This window comes from Nocardia nova (assembly GCF_002933465.1).
Taxonomy (GTDB): domain Bacteria; phylum Actinomycetota; class Actinomycetes; order Mycobacteriales; family Mycobacteriaceae; genus Nocardia; species Nocardia nova_B.
Genome location: NZ_PSZE01000010.1, coordinates 55,331 through 80,611, shown reverse-complemented (window position 1 = coordinate 80,611; position 25,281 = coordinate 55,331). Strand labels below are relative to the sequence as shown.

The 25,281-nt window shown below is 65.9% G+C and carries 25 protein-coding genes and 1 pseudogene; 12 read left to right on the top strand and 14 right to left on the bottom strand.

The annotated features are described in order from the left end of the window. Nucleotides 1-12 precede the first annotated feature (12 nt). Genes C5E41_RS14630 through C5E41_RS14615 form a run of 4 tightly spaced genes read left to right on the top strand, consistent with a single transcriptional unit; the run spans nucleotide 13 to nucleotide 3,846 of the window. Nucleotides 13-207: a ferredoxin gene (locus C5E41_RS14630; RefSeq protein WP_104376390.1), complete on the top strand. Its 195-nt coding sequence runs from the start codon at nucleotides 13-15 to the stop codon at nucleotides 205-207. Next, entirely contained in the window at nucleotides 204-1,403 is a 1,200-nt protein-coding gene (locus tag C5E41_RS14625) for an NAD(P)/FAD-dependent oxidoreductase (RefSeq protein WP_104376389.1), read from the top strand. The genes C5E41_RS14630 and C5E41_RS14625 overlap by 4 nt, the downstream gene beginning before the upstream one ends. Beyond that, a complete protein-coding gene (locus C5E41_RS14620; protein ID WP_146097558.1) occupies nucleotides 1,400-2,635 on the top strand; it encodes an NAD(P)-binding domain-containing protein in 1,236 nt (411 codons plus the stop codon). The genes C5E41_RS14625 and C5E41_RS14620 overlap by 4 nt, the downstream gene beginning before the upstream one ends. Next, the gene (locus tag C5E41_RS14615) at nucleotides 2,632-3,846 is read left to right on the top strand and encodes a cytochrome P450 (RefSeq protein ID WP_104376388.1); all 1,215 of its coding nucleotides are present in this window, start codon (nucleotides 2,632-2,634) and stop codon (nucleotides 3,844-3,846) included. Before C5E41_RS14620 ends, C5E41_RS14615 begins: the two co-directional genes overlap by 4 nt. Here C5E41_RS14615 and C5E41_RS14610 read toward each other — a convergent pair. Beyond that, nucleotides 3,836-4,081 (bottom strand): hypothetical protein, encoded by a 246-nt coding sequence (locus C5E41_RS14610; protein WP_104376387.1) that lies wholly within the window; start codon nucleotides 4,079-4,081, stop codon nucleotides 3,836-3,838. The two genes, C5E41_RS14615 and C5E41_RS14610, sit on opposite strands and share 11 nt — an antisense overlap. A gap of 415 nt (nucleotides 4,082-4,496) precedes the next feature. Between C5E41_RS14610 and C5E41_RS14605 the strand changes: the two genes are divergently transcribed. Next, nucleotides 4,497-5,231: an SDR family NAD(P)-dependent oxidoreductase gene (locus C5E41_RS14605; RefSeq protein ID WP_258080975.1), complete on the top strand. Its 735-nt coding sequence runs from the start codon at nucleotides 4,497-4,499 to the stop codon at nucleotides 5,229-5,231. 16 nt (nucleotides 5,232-5,247) lie between these two features. Here the strand turns inward: C5E41_RS14605 and C5E41_RS33865 are convergent, their stop codons facing one another. The 4 genes and pseudogenes from C5E41_RS33865 to C5E41_RS14590 all read right to left on the bottom strand — a co-directional run. Further along, nucleotides 5,248-5,385, bottom strand: coding sequence for a hypothetical protein (locus tag C5E41_RS33865; protein ID WP_181063247.1), 138 nt, complete (start codon nucleotides 5,383-5,385; stop codon nucleotides 5,248-5,250). A gap of 143 nt (nucleotides 5,386-5,528) precedes the next feature. Continuing rightward, nucleotides 5,529-6,407: an endonuclease/exonuclease/phosphatase family protein gene (locus C5E41_RS14600; RefSeq protein WP_181063246.1), complete on the bottom strand. Its 879-nt coding sequence runs from the start codon at nucleotides 6,405-6,407 to the stop codon at nucleotides 5,529-5,531. A gap of 239 nt (nucleotides 6,408-6,646) precedes the next feature. Continuing rightward, nucleotides 6,647-7,603, bottom strand: a complete 957-nt coding sequence (locus C5E41_RS14595) for a glycosyltransferase (protein ID WP_104376384.1) — start codon at nucleotides 7,601-7,603, stop codon at nucleotides 6,647-6,649. A gap of 1,289 nt (nucleotides 7,604-8,892) precedes the next feature. Next, a pseudogene (locus C5E41_RS14590) lies at nucleotides 8,893-9,348 on the bottom strand (IS110 family transposase); the annotation flags it as partial. A 273-nt stretch (nucleotides 9,349-9,621) separates the two neighbouring features. On the opposite strand from C5E41_RS14590, the gene C5E41_RS14585 reads away from it, so the two are divergent. After that, nucleotides 9,622-9,993 (top strand): class I SAM-dependent methyltransferase, encoded by a 372-nt coding sequence (locus C5E41_RS14585; protein WP_104376383.1) that lies wholly within the window; start codon nucleotides 9,622-9,624, stop codon nucleotides 9,991-9,993. A 53-nt stretch (nucleotides 9,994-10,046) separates the two neighbouring features. Here the strand turns inward: C5E41_RS14585 and C5E41_RS14580 are convergent, their stop codons facing one another. The 3 genes from C5E41_RS14580 to C5E41_RS14570 form a co-directional block, all read right to left on the bottom strand. Beyond that, a complete protein-coding gene (locus C5E41_RS14580) occupies nucleotides 10,047-11,309 on the bottom strand; it encodes an MFS transporter (protein WP_104376382.1) in 1,263 nt (420 codons plus the stop codon). A 68-nt stretch (nucleotides 11,310-11,377) separates the two neighbouring features. Further along, nucleotides 11,378-12,553 (bottom strand): NAD(P)/FAD-dependent oxidoreductase, encoded by a 1,176-nt coding sequence (locus tag C5E41_RS14575; RefSeq protein ID WP_104376381.1) that lies wholly within the window; start codon nucleotides 12,551-12,553, stop codon nucleotides 11,378-11,380. A gap of 19 nt (nucleotides 12,554-12,572) precedes the next feature. Continuing rightward, nucleotides 12,573-12,920 carry a DsrE/DsrF/TusD sulfur relay family protein gene (locus C5E41_RS14570; RefSeq protein ID WP_104376380.1) on the bottom strand — a complete coding sequence of 116 codons (348 nt, stop codon included), beginning with the start codon at nucleotides 12,918-12,920 and terminating at the stop codon, nucleotides 12,573-12,575. A gap of 83 nt (nucleotides 12,921-13,003) precedes the next feature. On the opposite strand from C5E41_RS14570, the gene C5E41_RS14565 reads away from it, so the two are divergent. The 3 genes from C5E41_RS14565 (at nucleotide 13,004) to C5E41_RS14555 (ending at nucleotide 15,424) form a co-directional block, all read left to right on the top strand. Further along, nucleotides 13,004-13,708, top strand: coding sequence for an ArsR/SmtB family transcription factor (locus C5E41_RS14565; RefSeq protein WP_439956410.1), 705 nt, complete (start codon nucleotides 13,004-13,006; stop codon nucleotides 13,706-13,708). A 146-nt stretch (nucleotides 13,709-13,854) separates the two neighbouring features. After that, a complete protein-coding gene (gene msrA, locus C5E41_RS14560) occupies nucleotides 13,855-14,376 on the top strand; it encodes a peptide-methionine (S)-S-oxide reductase MsrA (RefSeq protein ID WP_104376378.1) in 522 nt (173 codons plus the stop codon). A gap of 208 nt (nucleotides 14,377-14,584) precedes the next feature. Continuing rightward, nucleotides 14,585-15,424, top strand: a complete 840-nt coding sequence (locus tag C5E41_RS14555; RefSeq protein WP_104376377.1) for a sulfite exporter TauE/SafE family protein — start codon at nucleotides 14,585-14,587, stop codon at nucleotides 15,422-15,424. Between the two features lie 232 nt (nucleotides 15,425-15,656). On the opposite strand, the gene C5E41_RS14550 is transcribed toward C5E41_RS14555, so the two are convergent. From C5E41_RS14550 to C5E41_RS14520, 6 genes are all read right to left on the bottom strand, one after another. Beyond that, nucleotides 15,657-16,001, bottom strand: a complete 345-nt coding sequence (locus C5E41_RS14550; RefSeq protein WP_104376376.1) for a DUF3703 domain-containing protein — start codon at nucleotides 15,999-16,001, stop codon at nucleotides 15,657-15,659. A 32-nt stretch (nucleotides 16,002-16,033) separates the two neighbouring features. After that, nucleotides 16,034-16,741: a cation transporter gene (locus tag C5E41_RS14545; RefSeq protein ID WP_104376479.1), complete on the bottom strand. Its 708-nt coding sequence runs from the start codon at nucleotides 16,739-16,741 to the stop codon at nucleotides 16,034-16,036. Beyond that, the gene (locus C5E41_RS14540) at nucleotides 16,741-17,070 is read right to left on the bottom strand and encodes an ArsR/SmtB family transcription factor (RefSeq protein ID WP_104376375.1); all 330 of its coding nucleotides are present in this window, start codon (nucleotides 17,068-17,070) and stop codon (nucleotides 16,741-16,743) included. Before C5E41_RS14540 ends, C5E41_RS14545 begins: the two co-directional genes overlap by 1 nt. A 31-nt stretch (nucleotides 17,071-17,101) precedes the next feature. Next, nucleotides 17,102-17,554, bottom strand: a complete 453-nt coding sequence (locus C5E41_RS14535) for a hypothetical protein (RefSeq protein ID WP_104376374.1) — start codon at nucleotides 17,552-17,554, stop codon at nucleotides 17,102-17,104. A gap of 396 nt (nucleotides 17,555-17,950) precedes the next feature. After that, the gene (locus C5E41_RS34470; RefSeq protein WP_219823163.1) at nucleotides 17,951-18,457 is read right to left on the bottom strand and encodes a site-specific integrase; all 507 of its coding nucleotides are present in this window, start codon (nucleotides 18,455-18,457) and stop codon (nucleotides 17,951-17,953) included. Nucleotides 18,458-18,966: 509 nt separating this feature from the next. Then, nucleotides 18,967-19,479, bottom strand: coding sequence for a hypothetical protein (locus C5E41_RS14520; protein WP_104376371.1), 513 nt, complete (start codon nucleotides 19,477-19,479; stop codon nucleotides 18,967-18,969). 767 nt (nucleotides 19,480-20,246) lie between these two features. On the opposite strand from C5E41_RS14520, the gene C5E41_RS14515 reads away from it, so the two are divergent. The 3 genes from C5E41_RS14515 to C5E41_RS33300 all read left to right on the top strand — a co-directional run bounded on the left by C5E41_RS14515 (nucleotide 20,247) and on the right by C5E41_RS33300 (nucleotide 24,909). After that, nucleotides 20,247-20,711 (top strand): hypothetical protein, encoded by a 465-nt coding sequence (locus tag C5E41_RS14515; protein WP_104379978.1) that lies wholly within the window; start codon nucleotides 20,247-20,249, stop codon nucleotides 20,709-20,711. A 5-nt stretch (nucleotides 20,712-20,716) separates the two neighbouring features. After that, nucleotides 20,717-22,654 (top strand): hypothetical protein, encoded by a 1,938-nt coding sequence (locus tag C5E41_RS14510; protein WP_146097556.1) that lies wholly within the window; start codon nucleotides 20,717-20,719, stop codon nucleotides 22,652-22,654. Nucleotides 22,655-23,475: 821 nt separating this feature from the next. Further along, the gene (locus C5E41_RS33300) at nucleotides 23,476-24,909 is read left to right on the top strand and encodes a hypothetical protein (protein ID WP_146097555.1); all 1,434 of its coding nucleotides are present in this window, start codon (nucleotides 23,476-23,478) and stop codon (nucleotides 24,907-24,909) included. Nucleotides 24,910-25,281: the final 372 nt, after the last annotated feature.

The following is a 25,281-nucleotide window of genomic DNA, read 5'->3' as shown; positions in this document are numbered from 1 at the left end:
GGAGGTATTGCTGTGAAGATTGATATCGATTTCGACAGGTGCTGCGGTGCGGGCCAGTGCGTGCTGGTCGCTCCCGAGGTCTTCGATCAGCGCGATGAGGACGGCATCGTCGTCCTGCTGCAGGAGAATCCGCCCGCGGAACAGTACGAGAACGTACGCCAAGCCGCCGCGGTCTGCCCAGCGGCCGCGATCATGGTCCACGAATGAGCGCCCCGTCGCGGATCGCCGTCGTGGGCGCGTCGGCAGCCGGCCTGAGCGTCGTGGAGGGATTGCGGCGCGCGGGCTACACCGGGCGGCTGACCCTCATCGGCGAGGAACAGCATCTCCCTTACGACCGGCCGCCGCTGTCCAAGCAGCTGCTGGCCGGCGAGTGGGACACCGAGCGCCTATTACTGCGCGCCCCCGAGGCCATCACGGCACTCGACCTGGATCTGCGACTCGGCAGCGCGGCCGTCGCCGTGGATACCGACGCCGGTCAGATCAGCCTGGCCGACGGCAGCCGGGTCGGCTATGACGCCCTGGTGGTGGCCACCGGCACCCGGGCCCGCCGTCTGCGCGGTACCGAGGGGGTCGCCGGAGTGCATGTCTTGCGCACCCTGGAGGACACCCTCGCCCTGCGCGAGGACCTGGCCGCGAAACCGCACCTGCTGGTGGTCGGTGGTGGGTTCGTCGGGGCCGAGGCCGCCGCGGTGGCCCGCGGCATGGGCTGCGAGGTCACTCTCGTCACCGACACGGTCCAGCCCATGAGCGACGCCCTCGGGGAGGAGTTGGGGGCCATGCTCGGCGCTGTGCACGGGGAACACGGCGTACGCATCGAGACCGGTGTCCTCGTCGACCAGGTTCTTACGGCCGACCGGCGGGCCAACGGAGTCCGTCTCGCCGACGGCCGCATCATCGACGCGGACGCGGTGCTGGTCGGCATCGGCGCTCAGCCGAATGTGGAGTGGCTCGCCGACAGTAGCGTCCCGGTCGGCAATGGGGTGGAGTGTGACGCCACCCTGTACGCCGGTTCGGGGGTGTGGGCCGCCGGCGATGTCGCCTCCTGGCTGCACCCGCACACGGGTGAGCGGAGGCGGATCGAGCACCGAACCAATGCCGCCGAGCAGGGCCTGGCTGTCGCCCGCAACATCCTCGCCGGGCCCGACCGCGCGACCCCCTTCGACTCGGTGCCGTATGTCTGGTCCGACCAGTACGACCTGAAGGTTCAGATATACGGCCGGACTCGGGGCGCCGACCAGATGCGGATCGTCGAGGGCAGTCTCGACGATCGCAAGCTCGTCGCGCTCTATGGCAAGGACGGCCGAGTATGCGGCGTCGTCGGCGTGAACCTTCCCCGCGCGACCCGCGCTTACCGGAATGCGGTCGCGGAAGCAATCCCTTTCGAAGAAGCGAGTGCAGCATGACGAACCACATGAATCTCCGGGCCGGTGTGGTCGGTCTGGGCATGATCGGCGGCGGGGTAGCCGTCAGCCTGGCCCGCCGCGGTCGCGTCCCGGCGGTGTACGACGTCCGCCCGGACGCCTCGGCGGATCTGGCCGCCGTCCCCGACCCCCTGGGCTCACCCGCGGAGGTGGCCAAGGAAAGCGACGTGGTGATGGTCGCGGTCGTCAACGCGGACCAGGCTCGCGAGGTCATCGGCGGCGAGAACGGGTTGCTGTCCGCCGCCCACCCGGGGCTGACGATCGTTCTGCAAGCCACCGTCGCGCTGCCGGTCGTGCACGAGCTGGCCGCCTTGTGCGCCGCCAGCGGCGTCGGCTTCCTGGACTGCGGGGTGACTCCCGGCGACAAGGCGGCCGAGAACGGTATGGTCGCCATAATCGGCGGCGACCGGGCCACCGTGGATGCGGCGCGACCGGTGCTGGACGATTGGGCCAAGAAGGTCGTGCATTGCGGCCCGGTCGGTGCCGGCATGGCCACGAAGATCGCCCGCAATGTCATCACCTACGGCAGTTGGCGCACCGTTGCCGAGGCGGCTGCCCTGGCCCGCGCGGCGGGTGTGGACACCGCGCGCCTCGCCGAGGTCATCGACACCGCCGACCCCGAGGGGCGCACTCTGCTTCAACTGCTGCGCTCGCAGGCTCCCGACGGGACCCTGCCCGAAGCGGTAGGCCGCAAGATCGAGCCGTTGATGACCAAGGATCTGGCAGCGGCCCGCGATCTGGCCGCCAGCCTCGGTGTCGAAGTTCCGTTGGTCGAGGTTGCCCACACCCGGGCCCGGCAGACTCTGCAGCTGGACCAGGAGACGGCCCCGGCCGAGCCGGAGGACCTGCACGAATTCGGCCTTCAGATGATGGACCAGGTCTACGGTCCCGGGTTCAGCGAGGGCGTTCAGGGGAGCAGCGACCCGTTCGTGGACCAGACCGTCGACTACCTTTTCGCTCAGGTCTGGTCCCGGCCCGGCTTGTCGGTCCGGGACCGCAGGCTGCTTACTCTCGGCGTCGCCGCCACCGTCGGCCGCCCCGAACTCATCCAGATAATCGCTGGCGGCGGCCTGATCAACAGTGAGCTGACCCCCGACCAGCTGCGTGAGGCCGCGCTCCACCTGGCCGCCTACACAGGCTGGTGCAAAGCCACCGCGACACATGCGGGCATCACCGCCGCCATCGATTCCCACACCGCGAAGGAGCAGAAGTGACCGAGACCCTCATCGACCAACCCGTCACCCGTGACCCCAGCAATCCCCTGGACCCGCCCGCGGAGTACACCCAGCTGCGCGAGGACCAGCCGATCGTCAAGGTGCGCTTTCCCAACGGCCTGACCGGCTGGATGGTCACCCGGTTCGAGGAAGGCAGCCAGGTCTTCACCGATCCCCGCCTGTCCGCGCTGCGCCCCCGGCACGACACCCCCGAAGGCGAGGTCGCCGAGGCCGGCGAGGACTCGCCGTTCGACGCCGGATTCGTCCACATGGACGAGCCCGACCACGGCGTCTATCGGCGGTTGCTCACCGCACGCTTCACCCCCAAGGCAGTCCAGGCCAAGCTCCAGCCTTATATCGACAAGATCGTCGACGAGCACCTCGACGCGATCGCCGCGGGCCCCGAGACGTTCGACTTCGTCGAGGCCATGTCGTTGCCCATTCCGTGCCTGGTGATCTGCGAGTTGCTCGGAGTTCCCTATGCGGACCGCGACGGCTTCCACGATGCGACCATGGATCTGATGGATATGGGCAAGCCTCGTGAGGTGCGCGACAAGGGTGCTCACTGGCTGATCGACTACATCACCGCGCTGGTCGCCGACAAGCGCCGCACCGGTGCCACCGACGGCATTCTCGCGGAGCTGATCGACAAGGCCGAGGGCGAGGACGCGGTGCTGACCGAACGCCAGCTGATCGGCTTGGGTGTGCTGCTGCTGTTCGCCGGGCATGACACCACGGCCGCCATGATGGGCCTGTCCACGCTCACTTTGCTCACCCACGATCAGCAGCGCAAGGATCTGATCGAGCATCCGGAGAAGATCGGCAACACGGTCGAGGAGCTGATGCGCTACCTGACCATCGTCCAGTTCGGTCTCGGCCGGGTGGCCAAGGAAGATCTCGAGATCGGTGGCGCTCAGATCAAGAAGGGCGACCTGGTCGTGGTTGCCATGAATGCCGCCAACCGTGACCCGCGGGCCTTCCAGGATCCCGACACCTTCGACATCGACCGCAAGATGGCCCGCCACATGGGCTTCGGCTACGGCGTCCACGCCTGCCTCGGCCAGAACGTCGCCCGCGCCGAATTGAGGACGGTCCTGCCGAAGCTCTTCCAGCGTTTCCCGAATCTGCGCCTGGCCACCCCACTCGAAGAGGTCCCGATGGACTTCACCGGCACCAACTACGGCGTTCGCAAACTCATGGTCACTCGCTGAGCCCGGTGTGGCGCCGGCGCGACGTTCCCGGCGCCGCGGGGGCGGTACCCGGCCTTTTCGACGCCCTGTCGTCGAAAGGCCTTCGGGTCGAGGGGATGGCGTTCGAGACGGCATTGATACCCGTGAAGCGCTCGCGGCCGCCGGGCAACTCGTCGTCGGCGTAGATAGTCTCGGCCGGACTCGCATCGGCGCACGCTCTGCGGTCGATACAGGTCTGCGGATCGATGTAGAGCATTTCCGCGACAGCATCGCTATGTCGCTAGGAAGTCGATGGGGCGAGGTGGTCCTCACATTCGTTGCGTCCCAGGTGTTTCGGCCAGCTTGGTCGGGTAGCTGGGACGGCGGCGGGTTCCGGCTGCGGCGGTTGGATGCATTATCACCTAATGAGTACACCTATTGTACTAGAGTGAAGGAACTCCCTGATCAGCCGGCGCAGCCGACCGCGGACGCCCATCCTCACGATGTTGTCGCGCAGTCGGGGGAGGCCGGGTTGATGACGCAGAAGCTGCCTGAACGGCTCGAGGTCAGGCCGGGGCTGCCCAAGACCAGGCTGGGGAGTTGGGCAAACAACCGCTGCGCCGCCGCTTCACGGCTGAGTAAAGCCCCGGAAAGGGTATGACATGGCAGGAACGGAATTGACCGGCCGGAAAGTGATCATCACCGGCGGGGCCAGCGGTATGGGTGAGGGGCTGGTGCGGGCATTCCCGGCGTTGGGCGCCGAGGTGGTGTCGCTGGATCTGACGGCCGATGCGGGCGAGAAGATCGCTGCCGACGCGGGCGCCGCCTTTGTCGCCTGCGATGTGTCTCGTAAGGAGTCTGTGGACAGTGCGATCGCGCAGGCGGCAGCGCTGCTCGGCGGGCTCGATGTCCTGATTCACGCGGCGGGGATCGCCCCGGGCGGCGCGGCGGAAGAGATCGAGACCGGGGTGTGGGAGAAGGTGATGGCGGTCAATGCGACCGGCACTTTCTTGACGAACCAGGCTGTGTTCCCGTATTTGAAGGAGCGGGGTGGCCGGATCATCGACTTCGCCTCCGCAGCGGGCGTACAGGGGTATCCGAACAAGGCGGCCTACGCCGCGAGCAAGGGGGCGGTCGTAGCGTGGGTGCGGTCGATCGCGGTGGAGTGGGGCAAGTACGGAATAACGGTCAATGCCATCGCTCCTGCCATCTGGACGCCCATGTACGACAAAACGCGCGCCGCGATGTCCCCGGAACAACTCCGTGAGCATGATGCGATGATGGCGAAGTCTGTGCCGCTGGGTGGCCGTCTCGGCGATATCGAGCGCGACTTCGTCCCCGTGCTGGCGTTCCTCGCCGGAGAGGGGTCTCGTTTCATCACCGGTCAGATCCTGCCCGTCGACGGCGGAACCCTGATGATGCGCTGACCCCTCTTCGCCTACATTATGGCTGGTACAACTCCCAGCGCATCCAGAAGAAGCTGGGTTGGCGATCACCGGACGAGTGCCAGCCGTTGGGCAGGATGGAGTTCTCGTAGCCGTCGCGGCTGGCCCGGTAGACGGTGTTGACCGAGATCGACAACCGTGGAGTGGCCGATGTGTGCAGAGCGATTTGCGAATGGTCGCGAGCCTGCCCGCGGCGACCGACGCCGTGTGGCCCGCCACGGGTGGCGCTGTGACCTTTAGCGATGGGTGGCGCGGTTATCCAATCGGTTGTTGTTGCTGTCAGCTCCAGGTTCCAGGAGGGCGGGCAGGAACGGTCAGTTCGGCGACTACGCCGTAGTGGTCGCTCGCTTGAACCCCGCCGTGTGGCTGGACACCGATCAGTTCGACAGACCGCACCGCGAGCGTCGGCCCGAAACTCCCGCCGCGCACCATCACGTAGTCGATGCGCCGTCCGGCGGCGGAGAACATGTCGCCGCGGGCGACCAGCGGGTTGTCCGGGGTGAAGGTATGCCCGGGATCGTTGGGTCGCAGCATTTCCCACGGATCGTGATAACTGACGCTCACGCCTTCCAGTGACTGGCGGCCGGTCCAGAACCGTACGCTCGACGAGTCCGGGGTGGCGTCGAAGTCGCCGACCACGACAACGTGGTCGTCACGGTCGTCGAGTACGTCCTCGATGAACCGGGCCGCCTCGACCGCCTGCAACTCGCGTTCATGTTCGTAGTCGAACTGGAAGACCGGTTTGTGGTGGGCGATGTGCAGTGTCCCCAGTGGTTGCGGAGCGCGGACCTCGGCGACGACCACCGCCGACCACGGGAACACCGCCGCGCGGTCGGTGACACCCAGGCTGTGCTCGTGAATCTCGTTGAACGGCCAGCGGCTGGCCAGCGCCAAGCCGACACCATCGGGTGTTGTCCGCGAGTGCCACGCGACGTGCCAGCCCGGGCCGAGCAGATCCGCGATGCCCTGTTCTCGGTCCTCGCCGGCGTCGACTTCTTGCAGGGCGACGATGTCGGGGTCAGCTGCCCGTAACTGCTCTGCCACAACCTTTCTCCGGTCGTGCCAGTCGGCGAGCAGCGGCGACAGGACATTGAAGGTTGCCACACGCACGGAACCGACTGATACTTCGGGGCTGGTGTTCGGCGTCGGATTGGTCACGATGGACATGGTCCCAGACGCAACGTAGTTCGCGATGTGACCGGAATACGCCGGTAAGGCCGGGCCGGAAGTTGCGCTGGTGATGCGGATGATGGCGGCGCGGGTTTGTTCGTCGCTGGACATGGGTTGGTGTGGTGGAGGAACCCGACACGGTTGTGGAGCTGGGGGTAGCGGGCGAGACGGCGTTCGAAGTCCCCAAACCGGTAGCTCGGCCACTGCAGCGTGTGGGATAGGCATTCTCACACGGTCAGGCCGAGATCGGATCCGTTGTTGCTCTGTTCTCGCGGTGTTGCCGGGTTGTGCCCGTCGTGGCGGGCAGTGCAGTGGGGACAGCTGTTTCCGCGAAGGTGGTGCACGGTGGAGGTGCGGGGCGGCGATGCGTGCGGGGTGAAGCGGCGGCGTTCGAAGTTCCAGAACCGGTAGATCGGCCATTGGATGGTGTAGGCCAGCCACGCTCGCACGATGAGCACGTGGTGAGAGGGCTGGATGAGATAGCCCTGGTTGGCGATGGTGCGTAGTCCGCACTGCTGGTATCGCCACCACTGGCGCGGAGGTGTGCGGTATCGGCGCGCGGAGGTGCGGGCGTGCATGTGCACGGGGCGGTCGATGCGCAGGCCTTGTTTGCTCACACACAGCGCGAGGTCGAGGTCTTCGACGATGTCGGCTCGCATGCAGACGTCCGCGCGCACTTGCTGCCAGGCGCTGGCGCGGATGGCCATGTTCGCGCCGAACATGTTGGCGACGGTGCGGCTGGGCCGGCCGCGTCGTTGCTGGAGTCGCACAGCGGTTTTCAGGAAGAAGCCGAGGGGTGAGTCGTGGAAGGTGAGCGGGCCGGTGAGTGCGGCGGTGCCGGGGTGGGAGGTGAGGTGCTGGCGGATGGCGCGGGCCCAGCCCGGCGCGACGAAGGTGTCGGCATCGGTGCGCGCGATGATCTGTCCGCGCGCGTGGTCGAAGCCGGTATTGCGCGCCCACGCGATTCCCGGGCGGGGTTCGTCGAGCACAACGATCCGGTCATGAACGCGGCTGTAGTCGGCGACGATCGAGGCGGTGGCGTCGGTGCTCGCGTTGTCGACGACCACGATTTCGTCGATCTCCTGTTGCGCCAGCAGGTGATCGAGCACCGCGGCGATGGACTGTTGTTCGTTGAACGCGGGCACGGCCACCGACAGCACCGGCATGGAATCTGGCAGGGGCACAACAGCTCCTGATCTGTATGGGTACAGGGAAACGACACGCACTGGTTGGGCGGCCACGCGTTTCGGCGCCGCCCCCGAGCGCCCGGCACCATCGTGGTGACACAGGTCCCCACCGTCGTGCCCGTCCAACCGTGTCGCCGAAGCCCGAAGTGCCACGGCGCCACAGTCATTCGCAGCTGCTCAGCGCATGGATCGGTGCCGGATGCCGACCGGTCGCGCCAGCCAGCACCTGCGGTTTGCTTCGCGCGACGCCCACCGGCCGGCCGGTCACCGCAGGGGGGCCGGAACCGACCGCAGGCCCGCAAACACCCCCCACGCCCCCGATCTCAGCCGGGTGAGGTGGGAAACAAAAGACTTCGCACACAATTTTCCTGTGTTTTTTCGGCACCGGATACTAATAGTGGCGATCTCCACAGGAACGAAAGTTCATCGCAGCCTTCTCGAAGCGTGAGGCCGGTGCGGAAGTCGCGTGGAATACGTGTTCGCGAGTCATTGTTTTGGCTTTCTGGGCGATTTTTGATTTCCGGAAGCTGTGTGTAATGTTCCGGCTCGGGCTCAGGCAGGAGCTCCACTCGGAAAAACCATCAAAGTCCTCGGAGGGGGTGATTACCCGTGATTCTCACTTTCGTTGTGAACCTGCTGCACTCGCTGCTCGGCATCGTCGGACTGTGATTGCGAAACCGGTCGGCTCCCCACGCCGGGGCCACGGCCGGTCCTCTCCCCGATCGCCATAAGCGCTGTTCAGTTCCTATTCTGCTGGTAGGCGCAGCGTGGTGGCAAACCAGACCAGGGGCCATCCACACCCCTGAGTCACGCGTGATCCGCACACCGGAACGCAGTGCACTGATCGAATCCGGCGGTTTATCAGCACTGCATTCCTTCTCGATGCAACCGAACTTATCTACCGGCAATCCTTATCGCCGGTGAATAATTCAGTTGCTGGCCGAGGTGGCATTTCGAGATACCCATTTTTTCGAGCGCGGGTGGCTAATCGGCGTACACCACGCCCGTGCCGAAATACATTCGGGTGGATCCGACACCTCCGCCATTCGGTAAAAAGGTTGGGTGGCGCCATGGCTGCCCGAGCCGCAGCCTCGGCGCCCTCAACCTCGCCCGACCGCCTTCGGACTCGACACCGAAACCCCTGGAACAGAAGGGGAACCCCAGGTGAGACCGAGATCGACTGCCCGCCCGCATCCCAGCCCACGCGAGCAGACATGGCAGTTCACCGATTTCGGTGACACACTCATGATTTCGATACCTCCGGGCACAGTGGCTCGTTGCCGGGCGTCGCTGGTGCGGGTCGCTTCGCCGGCGAGGTCGTCGTCGAATCCGACGAGGACACCGAGCTCGGTCAGGGTTTCATCGCCGGTGTCGACCCGGCGCAAGGTATGGGGCATGGTGCGAGCGGCGTCGGCGATGATGTGGGCGTCGCGGGCGTCGGTCTTGGACTGGCCCGGGTAGAGGTCGGCGATGCGGCGCATCGACAACCCGGGCAGATAGGCGATGTCGTGACCGCAGGCGCGGGCGACGGTGACCGGCAGCGCGCCGATGGTGTTGGGTTGATCGACCACGATCAACAGCCGGCCTCGAGCAGCGCGCTGGTCGAACACTGCCCGCAGGCGGGCTTCGTCGTTGGGCAGGGCTTTGTCGAAGAGTCGTTTGCCGTCCGGGTCCAGGCCCACGGCGTGGTGTTCGCCCTTGCCGACATCGATGCCGCAGAACACGGCATATGCCTGTGTCACTTCGTGTTTCCTCGTCAGGTGAGAAACCGCTGGCGGAAACGGTCACCGATCGAAGCGTCGACGCCCGGCACCCACGTTACGAAGAGACCTGAGTAGCGGCCCTGTCCCCATCAGCGGTCCGTCGACGCCACCGGTACCCGGCGACACCACCCCCCGGATCATGCGTTCGACTGGGGGAAGAAGTCATACCAGGCCCGGTGACCGTGGGCCCGGTCTTGAGCCCACGAACAAGGTAACGGGGACACCACGGGCATCGATCTGGTCGGCCGTGCGGTGGCGGCCGCGCGAGGCAAGGCGCGGTCGGCGGGTGTGGAGGCAAGGCTGATCGAGGGGGATGTGACCCGGCTACCGGAGCTGGGTCTGGGTGGGCCGTTCGATCTGCTGCTGGATATCGGTTGCTACCACAGCCTGTTCCCGGTCGCGCTGCGTGATGATTACGCCCACGCGGTCACCGAGGCCGCCGCGCCAGGGGCGATGCTGCTGCTCTACGGGTTCCTGACCGATCGCAAGCCCGAGCACACCGTTACCGGCGATGAACTGCGCCAACGGTTTTCGGGGTGGGAGTTGCTCGGCGAAGACGGCGGCGTCAACTGGCTGCCGACCACCGCGTTCCGATTGCGCCGCCACACCGCCAGCCGACGCTGATGCGAGCCCGGCGGCTGTCGGGTCGGATTCCCAAGGGCTCGTGCGGTTGTCAGTCACAGCGCGGGAGCCGGAGAGGGGTGGCGGGTGTGTGGTCGTGCGGTGAGTGCGGCGACGGGGACGACGGCGAGGGCCATGGTGGGGTAGCTGGTGGCGGCGACGATGAGTCCGGAGCTCATGCCGCCGGTAGCTCCGGCGAGGGCGACGGAAACATCGACTGCGCCTTGGGTTTTGGCGCGTGTCGCGAGCGGCACGGTGTCGGTGATGATGGCGGTGCCGGCGAGGAGGCCGAGGTTCCAGCCCAGCCCGAGCAGTGCCAGGGCGACGGCGAGGACGGCGATGGAGTCGCCAGGAGCCAGAGCGGCGAGAGTGCCGGCGGCGAGCAGGGTCACTCCGGAGGCGGCGGCGATGGGGAGGCGTCCGTAGCGGTCGACGAGCCACCCGGTGATCGGTGAGGGCAGGTACATGGCGCCGATGTGCACGGCGATCACCAGGCCGGCTGCGGCGGTGTCGTGGCCGTGGGCGAGCATGTGGACCGGGGTCATGGTCATGATCGCCACCATCACCAGCTGAGTCAGCGCCATCACGAATCCACCTGCGGCCACACCCTTCCCGGCAGAGGTGGTCGGCGCCTCAGGTGTGGCGTCGCCCGAGCCGATGTCGGCGGTGTCGAGTTGCCGTGCGAGCAGCAGCGGGTCAGGGCGTAGCCAGACGGTGAGCACGAGTGCGGCCAGGGCGTAGGCGAGCGCGGCGAGGATGAACGGTCCGGCCAGCACGGGGATGGCGAGGGTGCGGGCGAGGCTGCCGGTGGGGGCGGCGAGGTTGGGGCCCACGACTCCGCCGAGGGTGGTGGCCACCAGCACGGTGGACACGGCCCGGCCGCGGTGGGAGACCTCGACGAGGTCGGCTCCGGCGTAGCGGGCTTGCAGGTTGGTCGCGGTGCCCGCGCCGTAGACGAACAGGGCGATGAACAGCAGGACCGGGTTGTCGAGAACGGCGGCGGCGATGACGCCGAGGCTGCCGAGCGCGCCGATCAGGTATCCGGTGGCCAGGCCGGGGCGTCGCCCGCGGGCCTGGCAGATGCGCCCGACCGCCACGGCGGCGAGCGCGGAGCCCGCGGTGACCAGGGCGCTGGGCAGTCCGGCCAGGCTGGTGGAGCCGAGCATGTCCTGGGCCAGCAGCGCGCCGACGGTGACCCCGGCCGCGAGCCCGGCGCCGCTGAGGATCTGCGCGGACACCAGCACGGTGAGGGCGCGGCGTTGGATTCGGTGGGTGTCGGGCGGGTCGGGGTGGTGCAGGGCGGTGGCGTCGACAGACATCGGAAGGTGTTCTCCAGCAGTGCCGTCCCGCGCGTCCCGGTGAGGATGCGCGCGGGTGAGGTGGGAGGTCAGGCTGGGGTGGTCCAGCGGTCGAGCCAGTCGCGTTCCTGCTGCTCTTTTTCCTGGTGGTAGGCGGCCGACGGGGCGTGGAGGGTGACCTGGGGTGCGGGGGTGGCCAGGAAGTCGCCTTCGCCCTTGGCGGCCAGGCCGTCGCCGAGTTCGACGTAGCAGGCGCCGTGGCCGGTGAATCGGGTATCGGGGGCGTCGTATCCCAGGAAGCGGGCCGCCTGGTGGGCGGCGACGCGGCCTTCCTCTTCGGCGAAGATCGCGGCCTTGGGCAGCGGTTTGCCGTTGGCCAGCATCAACGCGGTGGCATCACCGACCGCGAACACCCCCTCGGCCGCCGTGGCCAGGGTCGCCGGATCCACCGGAATCCAGCCCGCAGGCCCCAGACCGGTCGAGGCCAGCGCCGCACCCGGCGCGTGCGGGGGCACGACCGCGAGCAGGTCGAACGACTCGCGTGTGCCGTCGGCGAATTCCACCGCCCGCGCATCGGGATCCACGGCGGTGGCCGGCATCTGCCCGTGGAACCCGATGTTCTTGGCTCCCATCATCTCCACCAGGGCGTTACCGACCGCAGGCCCCGCGACCGGCATCGGCAGCGGGTCCGGAGTGAACACGTCCACCGATACCGCGCCGGTGGCGTGGCGGTCGCCGAGCTGGTCGGCGATCAGGAACGCGGCCTCGAACGGAGCGGCTGGGCATTTGAACGGTACCGCCGCCACCAGCACCAGCACCCGCCCCGACTCCATCTCCTCGATGCGGTGATGCAGATCGGCGGCGGTGTCGACGCTGTAGAACTGGCCCGCGACTCCGGCATCGAGGGCCTGTGGCAAGCCCGGCAGCTGGGCCGGATCCAGCTGCGCGCCGAGCGCGATCACCAGCGCGTCGTAACCGATCGATCCACCGTGGCCGTAGTTCACGGTGCGGGCGGTGGTGTCGATGGCCTCGACCTCGCCGGTGATCAACTCGACCCCGGTCAGCGCTTTCGTCTCCGGCTGCATGGTGGCTTGTTGCGGGGTGCGCCAGCCGCGCAGCACCCACAGCATCGACAACCCCAGGCTGCTCTGGAATGTGCGGTCGATCAGCACGACTCGATCTGTGCCGGGAAGGATTTCGCGTAGTTCGGCGGCGGCGGTCAGCCCGCCCACTCCCGCGCCGAGCACCACAGTGGTTCTACTCATCACTTCGTGCCTTTCGTGTTCAGACGTTGATGACCTGGTCGGCCCAGGCGGTCCATTCGGCCAGCTCCGCCATCGACGAACGGTGCGCTCCGTCGATCAGCTGGTCCTCGCTCATCCCGCGGGCGTCCATACACGCCCCGCAGTTGCCGATCTCCCCACCCTTGCCGGTCAACGCGGTGGTCATCTTGGCCAGGTTGTAGAACCCATTGGGCACCTTCTGACCGGCGGTGACGGAAATGACGGCGTCGGCGAAGTTGAACACCCGCACCGCGTGCCCGGCATCGAGCAGCTGCCGGGCCCAGCGGATGCCGTTGTAGGTGCGTTCGGTGCCGTAGGGCGGATCGTGCAGAACGAACAGATAGTTCACGGTGACCTCCCGGTCGCGCCACCACCGGTCAGCTCGAGGGGTGGCGAATACAATCGACAGCTGAAACGTTGTTCCATAGAATTATGGAATACGGTATTCCAAGGAATAGTGGAGAAGCAACCGTGAGTGAGCTGTCCGGCCGTAAAGCCGCCCTCTTCGACGAGATCGCCCGCGTCGGCAAAGCGCTCGGCAACGGGCGCCGCCTGCAGATCCTCGACCTGCTCGCCCAGGGTGAGCGCACCGTCGAGGCGATCGCGACCGCGACCGGGATGAACCTGACCACCGCCTCGGCGAACCTGCAAACACTGAAAACCGGCGGGCTGGTCGAAGCGCGCCGCGAGGGCACCCGCCAGTACTACCGCCTCGCCGGGGCCGATGTCGCGCAACTGTTCGCTCTGGTGCAAACCGTCGCCGACGCCCACCTCGCCGATGTCGCCCGCGCCGCCGCCGACGTCCTCGGCTCACCCGACGACGCCATCACTCGCGAGGAACTGCTGCGCCGCCGCGACAGCGGCGAGGTCACCCTCATCGACGTGCGACCCCACGAGGAATACGAAGCCGGGCACATCCCCGGCGCCATCAACATCCCCGTCGGCGAACTCGCCGACCGCCTCGCCGAACTCCCCACCGGCCGCGACATCGTCGCCTACTGCCGCGGACAGTTCTGCGTCATGGCCCCCGACGCGGTCCGCATCGCCCACAACGCAGGCCACGACATCAAACGACTCGACCAGGGCATGCTCGAATGGGCACTCGCCGGACTACCGGTCACCACCCAACCCGCCTGACAGTGCGAAACGCGCACCGGTCACCCACCGCCCCGGGGACACGTAATCGTGTCGACGGTCACCTGGGATGAGGCAGGGGCGAGGGTTGGAATCGAGGTGATCGTAGCCCTCCCCAGCCCTGCGGCTGGTTCCTAGCATCGACGGTCGTGGAGACTTTCGTGTTGGCCGGGGGATGTTTCTGGTGTCTGGACGCGGTGTATCGGAGCCTGCGCGGGGTGACCGACGTGGTGTCCGGATACACCGGCGGCACCGATCCCGACCCGACCTACGAACGGGTGAGCACCGGCGACACCGGACACGCCCAGGCCGTCGCGGTCACCTTCGACGAGACGATCATCCCGCCCGAGATCATCCTCGACGCCTACTTCACCCTGCACGACCCGACACAACTCAACCGCCAAGGCGACGACATCGGAACCCAGTACCGATCCGCGATGTTCCACCGCGACCCAGCGCAACGCGCACTGTTCCAGGCCGCCGCCGACCGAGCCGCCCACTGGTGGGACGCACGCATCGTCACCGAGATCACCCCGATGGGCACCTTCCACCGCGCCGAGGACGAACACCAGAACTTCTTCGCCCGCAACCCCGAAGAGGGCTACTGCCTCGCAGTAACCCAGCCGAAAGTCCTCAAAGTACGCAAACGATTCACCGACTACCTCCGCTGACAGCACGGTCACACGCTGCGGGTCATGCCCACTGTCGTGCGAGCGCAACCGAACTCGAAAGGGGCAGGGCGGCCGGACGCCACCCACGGGCGCGGTGTCCGATGTCCGTCGCCCCCATTCCGCTCGCGCGCCGAGTCCGGATCCGCCTCTCGAGGTGAGCCGGTAGCTGGTCGGGTTGCAGCGCGTTCGGAAAGCACCGGCATGCCGAATGCCGCACATTCGCGAGGCCCGGTGTGCGATCTGGGGAGGCTGCCGGGATGGTTCCGCTGACGGGACCGGGTGTGGTGGTGGGGTCGCGGTCGGGTTGACGGTCGCGGTATTGACCACCCCGGTCGGTGTTTCCGGCGCGGTGTTCCTGCTGCCGGTCCAGATCAGCGTGCTCGGTGTGCCGAGTCCTGCTGTGACACCGACGAACCTGTTGTTCAACGTGGTGTCCATCCCGGGGGCACTCGTTCGCTTCCGCCGCCGGGGCTCGTTGCGCAGTCCACTGACTCGTCTCTTGCTGATCGGCACCCTGCCCGGAGTTGTCGCAGGCGCGATCATCCGCGTGTTCCTGCTCCCCAGCGCCGGCGTGTTCAAGGTCATCGCTGCGACCCTGCTGTTCCCGTTGGGAGCGTGGTTGTGCCTGCGCACAGCCTCGCGAGACCGCGCCCGCAGACCACGCCCATCGACCCTGTTCACAGCCGCGATCGCGCTGGTGGTCGGAGTGGTGGGTGGGATCTACGGGATCGGCGGTGGTTCGCTGCTGAGCCCAGTCCTGGTCGCTCGCGGTGCCCCACTCGCCGAGATCGCGCCGGCGGCGCTGACCTCGACGCTGGTGACCTCGGTCGCGGGTGCGGCCACCTACCTGGTCATCGCCCTGGCGACAGGCGATGCGGGCATCGCACCGGACTGGGTCGTCGGCGGCCTGAGTTGCGGTGCGGGCGGGCTTGTCGGCGGATACCTCGGGGCACACCTGCAACCACTGCTTTCGGACCGCGGGCTGCGCGTGACCCTCGGCGGCCTGGCCATGGCGACGGCTGTTGTCTATGCCGCCCAAACCCTGTGACGCATCGGCGAATCCTCGAACTAACCGGTTCGCGGCCACGGCGATGCGGGTGGTCGAACCGATCATGGTGCGACTTGCGGCCGACCACCTGACCCGCGACCCGCGGCCCTACTGCGCGACGCGGGTTTCGTTATCGAATCACTCGCCCGCACCGGACGTGGTGGACTGACCTTCCGGGTTGCGGCACGCAAACCGGAAACCCCACCACACCTTGATCATCGGATCCGGTCTCTCACACGGCGTGGGCGATGTCGGAGGCCAGGTCGGCGGGCACGGGCATAGGTGTGCGCAGGCCGACTGCGGCGCGACCGGTGTTGCCCTGCGGGGCTTTCCCGGCCAGCGACCCGGGGGAGGCGACGATGATGCGCACGATCTGGCCCAGCGCTTCACGGCGGTCACGTTGGGCTACCGCTTGGGCGAACATCGCGATGTGGTTGTGGGTGTGCAGCCAAGGGCAGGGCTGGGAGACGATGTGCGCGCGTTCCAGATGCGCCCAACGCTGCTGGAGGTCGACAGCAGTACGGGCTGCCGACATTTCGCGTTGGTAGAGGTTTTTGATGCCGGTGCCGGCAGACATGACAGGTCGGCCTTTCGGTAGGCGTGCGGGGGTCAGTCCTCGCAGCAGTCGCAGTCGTGCCCGCTCTGTCGGGTGTCGGGGCCGAGTGTGGTCGGTGTCGGGCAGCAGGTCTCGCCGTGCCAGGCGTTGACGCCTTCGCGCACGGCGATGGCGGCGATGACCAGGGCTGCGATCGGGTCGGCCCACGACCACCCCAACAGGGCGTTGAGCAGCAGCCCGGCCAGCAGCACCGCGGACAGGTAGGTGCATAGCAGGGTTTGTTTGGAATCGGCGACAGCGGACGCGGAGCCGAGCTCGCGTCCGGTACGGCGCTGGGCATACGACAGCACCGGCATGACGACCAGACTGGCTGCGGCCAAACCGATCCCGATCGGCGAGTGCTGAGCTTCACCGATCCCGAGCAGACCACGAACGGAATCGATGGCGACGTAAATCGCGAGCGCGAAGAAGGAGAACGCGATGATCCGCAGCGCGATCTTTTCCCGCGCCTCGGGGTCGTGGCCGGCGAACTGCCAGGCGACCGCAGCCGCCGAGGACACCTCGATCACCGAGTCCAGCCCGAACCCGATCAACGCAGTCGACGACGCCCGATTGCCCTCGGTCAGCGCGATGACCGCCTCGACGACGTTGTAAGAGATCGTCGCCGCCACGAACCAGCGGATCCGCCGCGCCAGCAACGCCCGCCGCTCGGCACTCGGCACGGCGGGTGCGGGCGAGGGCATACCCAGCGGCACCGACATCAGCAGCACCCCTCGGTCGCAGCGTCCGGGCAGCAGGCCGGGTCGACGGCCAGCACCAGTCCGAGCAGATCGGTCAGCGCAGCAGCGATCCGTGGATCAGCGAGTTCGTAGCGGCTGCGTCGCCCTTCCGGAACAGCGACGACCAGACCGCACCCACGCAGGCAGGCCAGATGGTTGGACAGGATCTGCCGCGTCACCCCGATCCGCTCCGCCATATCGGAGGGATAGGCCGGGCCGGTGCGCAGGCTCAGCAGGATCTGGGTACGAGTCGCGTCCGACAACGCATGCCCGAACCGGGCCAACGCGTCACGCTGCAAAACGGCTTCCACAACCAGATAATACAGATTTCGGTGTATTCATCTAATCCTGAACCATCTGGGGCTGCTGGGAGGTCGGCTTGGCGGCGCGACGGCGGGTGAGTCCGGCGGCGCAGGTGTCGCCGCTGATGTCGGCAAGTTTGCCCCACCGGATCGCGGCGGTGACCGACAGTCCGAGCAGGTCGCTGAGCACCTTGGCGGGCAGGACGGCGGCGTGATCGGCCAGTGCGGTGTTGCGTCCGGTGCGGCTAGGAACGCCCAGGCGACGAAGCCGGGCCGCCAGCGTAGTCGGGTGGATCGCAGTGCCGGGCAGCCCGCCAGGAAACAGCCAGCGGTTGCGGTCGCCGTCGAGGTCAAGTGAGGCCTTGCCCCGGCGGGTGGCAACCAACTCGATCAGCAGCCCATCGAGCGAGTCCGGGGTGATCAGGGATTGGCGGCCGAGTCGCAGCCCTACTCGGCCGGCGGGGTGAGTGACGTTGCCGATGGGAAGACACACGATCCGGGCGGCGGTCTGCCCCTAGAGCACGAATGGGCAGGCCTGCAACGCGGTCGACGGTTGGGAGGCTGTGGTCGTGCAGCAGTCGCTGCGCCAGCTTCTAGCGGTGCTCGTCGTCACCGAAAACGACCCGATGGTCAGGTTTGGCCAGCGCCGCGACGACCAAACGGGCGGTATGACCGCCGTTGCTACACCACGTGAGGAAGTGGCGCGCACGGCGAGGCATATGGCCGCTCTGCGTGCACCACACATCGATGTCGTTCTGGGTGCACGACCGCAGGCTCCGGTCGCGTGTCCGCAACCACGCCAGAAGCTTGACGTCAACAATACGAGACCCGACCGAACGGTCTGCCAAGCCGGGCAGCGGACGCTTCCTGGCGGAGTGCTTTGAGACCTCTAATCTGCTTTTTGCGCAGCCAACGGGTGGGGTTCGCCGGTCAGGACAGACAGCGCTGCCGCGACTTCGTGGAGGTTGGCCTTCACGTACGTTGCGGTGGTACCGCCGTTCTTGCCGGAGTGCCCGGCGTATTCGCGAGCAACGGCATAGCTAAAAGTGCGTTCTACCCAGGTCGGGGTAGTGTGGCGTAGCCAATGGATGGTCACGCCTTGCGTGGCGACCCAGAAGAGCTCCTGGCCGATGCGGTTCCAGAGGTGGTCGTATCTGCGGTGGGTGATCGGTTTTCCGTTTCGGTAGCGCAGTAGCTGCCCGGATTGCGGACTGCCGCGTTCGAGGCCGTGGGCGACGAGGTGGTTCATCAGCGTCGGTGAGACCGGTTGCCAGCGGTCGGTTCCGTCCTTCTCGCGGAGGTAGATCAGGCACTGGGCCACGTCGAGGTCATGGGGGCGCAAGCTGAGAGCTCCGCTACGGCGACATGCGGTTTCGAGGTGTAGTCGGAGGAGCAAGGCGTCCAGCCCGGGGTCGTCGCCGGTGGTGGTGGCGACTGCGCAGATCTCGGCGACTCGGTCCTAGGGAATGGCGTAGCGGTGTGACTTGCGGCGTGCAGGGAACGGGAGTTGGCGGGCGGGGTTGTCGGCGGGCCTGATCCATCCGTGATCCTCCGCGTAGCGATAGACGCAGCGGACGTAGGAGACGAAATGTTCAACCGCGCTGGTCCCGCCGCGGGAGGCTCGGTTGATCCGCGCGGACGATCGAATTGCGTCTGCCAGTTCGTCGAGGTCGGGCCTGGTCACCTCGTCCAGTCGTTTACCGCTCCACTTGTTTTCGAGGTGATCAAGATGAGTGCCATAGGTGCGTCGGGTGCCGGCTCCGAGGGTTGCCCGGACTGGAGGGCCTCGGCGAATGTGGGCACTGGCGAGGTGGGTGCGACGAGATCGGCTGGCGACAAACCCATCTGATTCAGTAGCAGCCGCGCGGCGGCAACGGTGTCGCTCGTGTTGTGGCAGTCATAGGGTCACCGGTCCAGCAATGCGAGGCGGGCCGCGAGGAGTGTGGAGAGGGCGGCCGGTGGAAGGAGTAGGAGTCGGCCGGGGCTGCGCCGGCCGGTGACCAATACTCGGTCACCGATCGACAGGCCGACGCGGCGCCGCTGCCGGAACGGGACTCGAAAGTAGCCGTCGGCTGTCATGCGGACGGGCCCGTCGGGAGCCGCTCCGACGATCAGAACGTGGTCGATTGGGTCGATCCGCAGACAGGTACCCGCGCGCCAGTTGATGGCCTTGAATATGTATCTGTCCAGCGCCCTTCCGGATTCGCCGAGTGTTGAGACGCCGCACAAGATGTCGCCATCGGCGACGGGGGCCTGGTCGGGTGAGGGGGCCAGTGGCCCGCGGATCAATTGCTCGAGCGGCCCCTGTGGTGGGATGCGGGGCGGAATCACCGCCGTACCCGAAGGCATTCGGGGAATGCCGTGGTCGGCAGCGAATTTCGGCATATCTGCCGGAACGTGTCGCAGGTCGGAACGCATTTTCCCAGGTCACCTCCGTGTGTTCGAGTCCGCTCGAACACACGGCACGCAAATCAGGCATATTTGCCGGGAATCTGTGCGCGAGGGGGGACTCGTATCCCTCGATGCGGCAGATTTACCTAAACCATGTGTTCGATGACATCTAATATAGATAATTCCCGTTTCCGTTTCAATGCTGGTCGCGTGTTGTGCCTGCAAGAGGTTGAAGTCCAATAATTGTAGGAAGGCGCAATGATATTCTCTGTGCTGATTGAGATCGGGTGATCTCTCCGACAGGCATCCTGCCTGATCTTCTCTCGTAAACAACCAGAACTGCTGGGTGGAATCGGGCCGTGCACTACTTGCGAGCGGGGTGGCCCGCTTCGCATCGCTGGTCGAAGAGGCTCCATCCTCGTCTCAGGCTGCACAACGCCAGCTCGTGCCAGGCGGCAAGATCGCCGATATGCGTACCTGTGGCAAGAATTGACAAGGTCGAGTTCTTCTCGGTCGCTGACAGGGATGGTCTGCTCGCGATGCCCCATATGGTGGTGTGCGCGTCCGAAGATAACACGTTCCATGCAAGTCGCAGCCCTGCCCTGCGCTGCGGTCACTGCCGGCCGGCGAGAAACCCAGGGCCGTCAGTCGGCCATGAGCGCTCCGATTCCGGAGAGCGAACATTCGGCAGCCATCTCGGGCATACCGCGCTCACAGGCGTTCGCTCTGTTGCATCATGTCCCATATCTAGTGATCTACTCAGGTGGAATGGCAAGCGTACCAAGGGGGATTCGATGACGGCGGAGGTTGATCCTCGTCTGGACGAGCTGACGCAGCAGCTGAGTGCTCTCCGAACCCACCTCGGTCAAATCCGCCGTAAGAGAATGGATGTCGAGAAGACAACCCCGAGCCCAGCACCCCTGGTTGCAGCGGCACAGCAGGCTTACCGCGACCGCGACGCCGTAGTCAGTCCGACTTTGGAGGAGTTGAGAGGTCGAGCCGACGCGCTGGCGACCGAGCTCGCCAAATCGTGGGCATCCGCCGACAACATCCGTTGGATCCTGTTCCGCCTACGCGAAACCGGGGTGGCCCAAACCCTATCGGCCGCCGTTCGCAGCAACCTCGCGCTCGTTCAAGAAGAACTGGACCGCGAAGCTGCCCTCAGAGCAGAGATCAGCGAGGACCTGAGCAGGCGAGATGTCGTGGGCTTCACTGTCCCCGCGCCCCTGCACGTCCACAAGTCAGTCGGCGGAGAGTGATATCGGTGGCACGCGGTAGACACAAAAAGGCCAAGTACTCTCGGGATCTCCGCGAAACCGAGACGGCGATCGCGCAGGTCCAGGCCGATCTTGCCGCGGAGGAACACCTGCTGCAAGACGCTTTGTCGACGCGCGCCGAGGTCGACGCGCTCAAAGCCAAACTGCGCCAGGCATGCGATGACCGAGATCGAGCGTGCCAACCCGAAGCAGACCGCCTGATCAACGAGATCGCCGCTCTACAGCCGTGGCGGTCGAAGGTGCAGGAGCAGATGCGACTGATACAGGTCAGATGGGGCAAAGCCAGTGAGTACATCGACGAACTAGGCGATACCTTCAGCGAAGGCACGGAGAACCTCCTGGCAATCGTCTCCGGTGTTGACCAGGCCCTGCTGGATATCGGCACCACGCCTGTGGCGCAATTAACATCCGAAGCAGCTGTGAGGATTCAACGAGCCCGCGGGGAACGTTCCCGCGACCCAATACACCATCACAGCGACAAGCAAAAGAAGCTCTTCAAAGATCTGTTGATCAGTAGGATTCCCGCTGACGAAGTTTCAACCGACCACCTCGCCAGCGCCACTGACACCGAACCCGCAACCCTGGTCCGGAGGGCGGGTACCGTACTCGATGCTTCGGTGCGGGCTGTGAGCGCGTGGCACCCCATGCCCTGGATCGTGGAACCGTCCGGAGAGTCGATATCGCCCGACCTTGGATTAGGTCTTGCATTCACCTCAATCCGTACCGATTTCGTCGGTCTTCCCGAGGTGCCGGATCAACCCGCCGCCACGATGAGCGCCGCGTCTCGAAACGCGCTCGCTGCACGTCCCCCACGCCAAGTGTTCGACGCATGGCATCGCACATTCGCAGCAGAAACGGAACACTGCATACGCTCTCGAATCCCTACGCCCGTCGACGCTACGCCTCGGCATCCCGTTCCCGCCGATGCCGCCACGCTTCGCCATTGGTACGCCGCTGCCGCTTGGGGTCGCGCGTTTCGGTCACCCGCCGACTGCGGCACCTCGACAGCACACTCACGCATCGCGGTTGCTACCCAAGCGGCAGTGCCGTTCTGGTTACCTCCGGGACACACAGTCACCTATGTTGACTCCGAGCCACTCTCGTCCGACGACCTCGGCGACCTTCGGCTGCCCTACCCGCAAGTCTTTCTTGCATTTGCTGACCCATTGCAGTTGGCTCCGATCCTGGAGTTAGATATTCCTGGATTCGATGAGGCGTACGCATGGCTTGCCCACATCGTGGCAGATATTGCCGCCAAGGAACGGTCTCGGCGTCAGACGATTACAGAAGTACTCTCGGCGGGGACCCGGGGGTTTACAGGCGAACGGCTCAGCATGCTTGACTACACTGCACACTTGGGTGCTCGGGTAGAGGGAATCGTCTTTCTCGCCGATGCCTTAGGCCGACTGGACGACGAGTTCGCTTGGTGCCTCACCATTCCCGCGAAGTCGGGTGGCGTACTCGGTCGATGGACTCTTCCAGCTTCATTAGAACGCACCGCATTTCGTGACCAGGTGATCAACCTGGCGGCCGTTACTGCCTGGGGCGACTGGCATCGACCGGAGGACGATTCCGCCGGCGGGGATCTGCACGCCACCATACAGCTGGATGCCGATCGACGGCGGCTGACCAACGCAGCCGCGACGGTCCGCGTTCTGAATGTCAAAACCACTGCCCGCTCCGATTCCGGCGACGGTGCCTACTCGGGCGCACAGGTCGCCCCACACATCCGACGCGGGCATTGGCGACGCCAGCGCTATGGGCCGAGCCGCTCACTTGTCCGTCGAGTCCGAATCGCGCCGGTGTTGGTCAACGCTTCCCGGGGCGACATCGGCCACCGGGTGTATCGACTCCCGCCTGTCGCAGACGGGCATGCGCGCAGAGCCGACAACAGGAAAAGCACAACTATACCTGCCTGCGACTGAATCATCACACCCGCCGGGTACCCACCGGTGTGATCCGGACCGCTGGGCCTTTGACCGTCAGGGCCTTCGGGTTGTAGCGCACCCCATCAATCGTCGGAGTTCCGGCGTAGCGCATTCAACTCCGCCTCCAACTCGATGATTCGAGCCTCAAGATGTTTACGGGTGGGCCGCTTTTCGGGCGGGCAAGACTCACTCGTGGGAGGTTGGTTCGGACGTGGGACAGAGAGTCCGACCGGCTCGTACGCAACGATGCGCGCGGGTTCCTTTCCGCATTCCGGGCACCGCATCGATGACAAGCCGTGCATCGTCGGATCCTCGACTGTGCCATTCCGGCTCGTCATCACGATATGACCGCAATACAGGCGGACTCGCCACTGCATGATCTCGCAATCGCGGGTTTTGAAGCTCATGAGCGTCTTCCAGACGCTCAGGGAAGTCGCTGTTCGTTGTTCCCGGAGCTCGGGATCCGCGGCTTGTTCCGCTCTGAATTGCTTCATCTGTCGCGGACACCGCTGTGGATGGCCTCAGCCGTCCTCTGGCTGCGGTGGTCGGTTCGCGTCAGCTCATACGTCTCCAGCGGTACACCACGACGGCGGTGGGACGGCAGCGGGCGCAGCTGCCCAGGAGCCGGCGCAACCTCACTCTGCTCGACCAGAGGGCCCACGTATTCGTAGGGCCTGACAACCGTTGCGCCGCATCGTCGTCGAGCCGTCTCGACGTTCCCAACCCGCGGGCAACGTTTTGGCGTAGCGTGTCGGTGCGCATGGTGAGGTGAGGCGGCCGAGGGTCTCCGTCGGTCACAAACCGAAGGGACAGCAGGCGTGGCCAAACTGACCGAGGAACAACGGCAGCAGCGCGCACAGGCCAAAATTTGCGCGGCGGCGCAGGACGCCGAACGCCGAGCCGGGCGGCGCGCTGCCCGGGACCGCCTGTGGGAGAAGGCCGGAACGCGACTTTCGCGAGCTGAATTCGAAGAGGGAGTGCCATGTCGCGGATGCGGTCACCCGCTGCGTGGTAGCGGCAACGAACCGGCCGCGGCCCACGACGAGCAGAGGAAAGCGTTCCTCGAGCGACACCGTGAGTGCGGCGAAGGCTCTTGGAGCGTGGCAGGGTCCGAGGTCCTGCACTGCTCGTGGTGCTGTCCACCGCCACCGATGAGCCAAGAACAGCGGACCACGATTGCACGCCTCCTGTATGGGAACAAGACATCAGAACAGTCACGCCAGTACGACGAATGGGAACTCGGTCTCACCTGCGGTCATGCGATCCGGCGACGGTGGTACCAGGACCAGGAATGGTCGGATAAGGTTCAGCCCTGCCCGATCTGCCGTGTCCCACGGGGTGTTATATCGAGCCGAAACGTGGGTCTGGCTTCAGCATGGTGCGCGACCGGACCAAAGATTCCCGGCGCCGCCCAGTCGGCGACCAAAGCGTTGAAGGAATTCAACGACAGTCGGCAACAGGAGCGGAAGCGTGTTCCGTCCGAGCTACTGGAGCTCTGGGAGCTGAGGACGCCCACAGCTGACGATCTGTTTCGGTGGCGCGTTCGTCTGGACTGCGGCTGCGTCAAGGAGCTGCTGATCCACGGCGACATGGATTCGCCGGTGGATCGGGTGTGGCCGAGCAGTGGCTTGATCGATGGCGACCTTCTACCTGGCGAAGTCGAGCACGTGTGTACGGGCATGTCTGATAGCTACCGGGAGATTGTCGAATGGGGCGAGCGCCGCATCGTGGACCAGCCCGCCGACCCAGTAGAGCCACCCGACTATTTGTCCGACGAACCCGATCTCTGGGAGAAGATCCGTCACCCTGAACCTCGAACTCTCGCGCACTGGAGCACAACTCTGGCATGCGGGCACTACAAGGAGGTCACGGTGGAGGATCTCGATTGGCGGCCGAGCAACGGATCGGTCGTAACACTCACAGACGAGCAGCGGAAATCTCGACTGGCTGAACTTGATCGGGCGGCAACCGAGGAGTCCGACGAAGACCTGCGCGCCCGTCATGAGCACGTCAGGCGGATGGTTGCCGCCGGCCTACCGAAACCCGCTCCGGAACAGCGTTGTGGTATTTGCCGATACGCCCACCGGATCGTGTCGTGCGAACCGAACGGCTGGTTGGTGCCGGGCAGGCCCATCAAGAAGCCGAAGGCGAAGGCGCCCTCGCGCGCAGCACTGAAGAAGAAGCTGAAGGAAGCCGAGGCGGCTGCCAGCAACTTGCGTAGACAGCTGGCCGAAATGGACAACGAAGCGTAATGCGCACCAAACGTCCCCCGCATAGTGTAGGTACTCATTACAGCAGCACGGACAATGTCGTCGATTGGCCGATCTGGCGACCTCATGGCGACAGGTGTGCAGCGCTTCGGCTATTACGATCCGTCGTCCAACAACGGACTTCGTGCCATGCTGACAGAGTCGGAGGTCGGTCGTGAGTGGATCTACAGTCTGCGTGATTACTCGCCATCCGAGCGAGTGCGCGTCCTCGCGATCGAAGGGCGTGAGGGGAGTTCCGTTGGATAGTCGGGTTCTGTCTGCGCTGGTGTGGGCTTCAGGAATAGGTCGCGTGCCTTGATAGCCGCGCGTCCTTTGGAGGGCAGGGCTCGGTTGTGACCTCGTAGTGATCGGGTC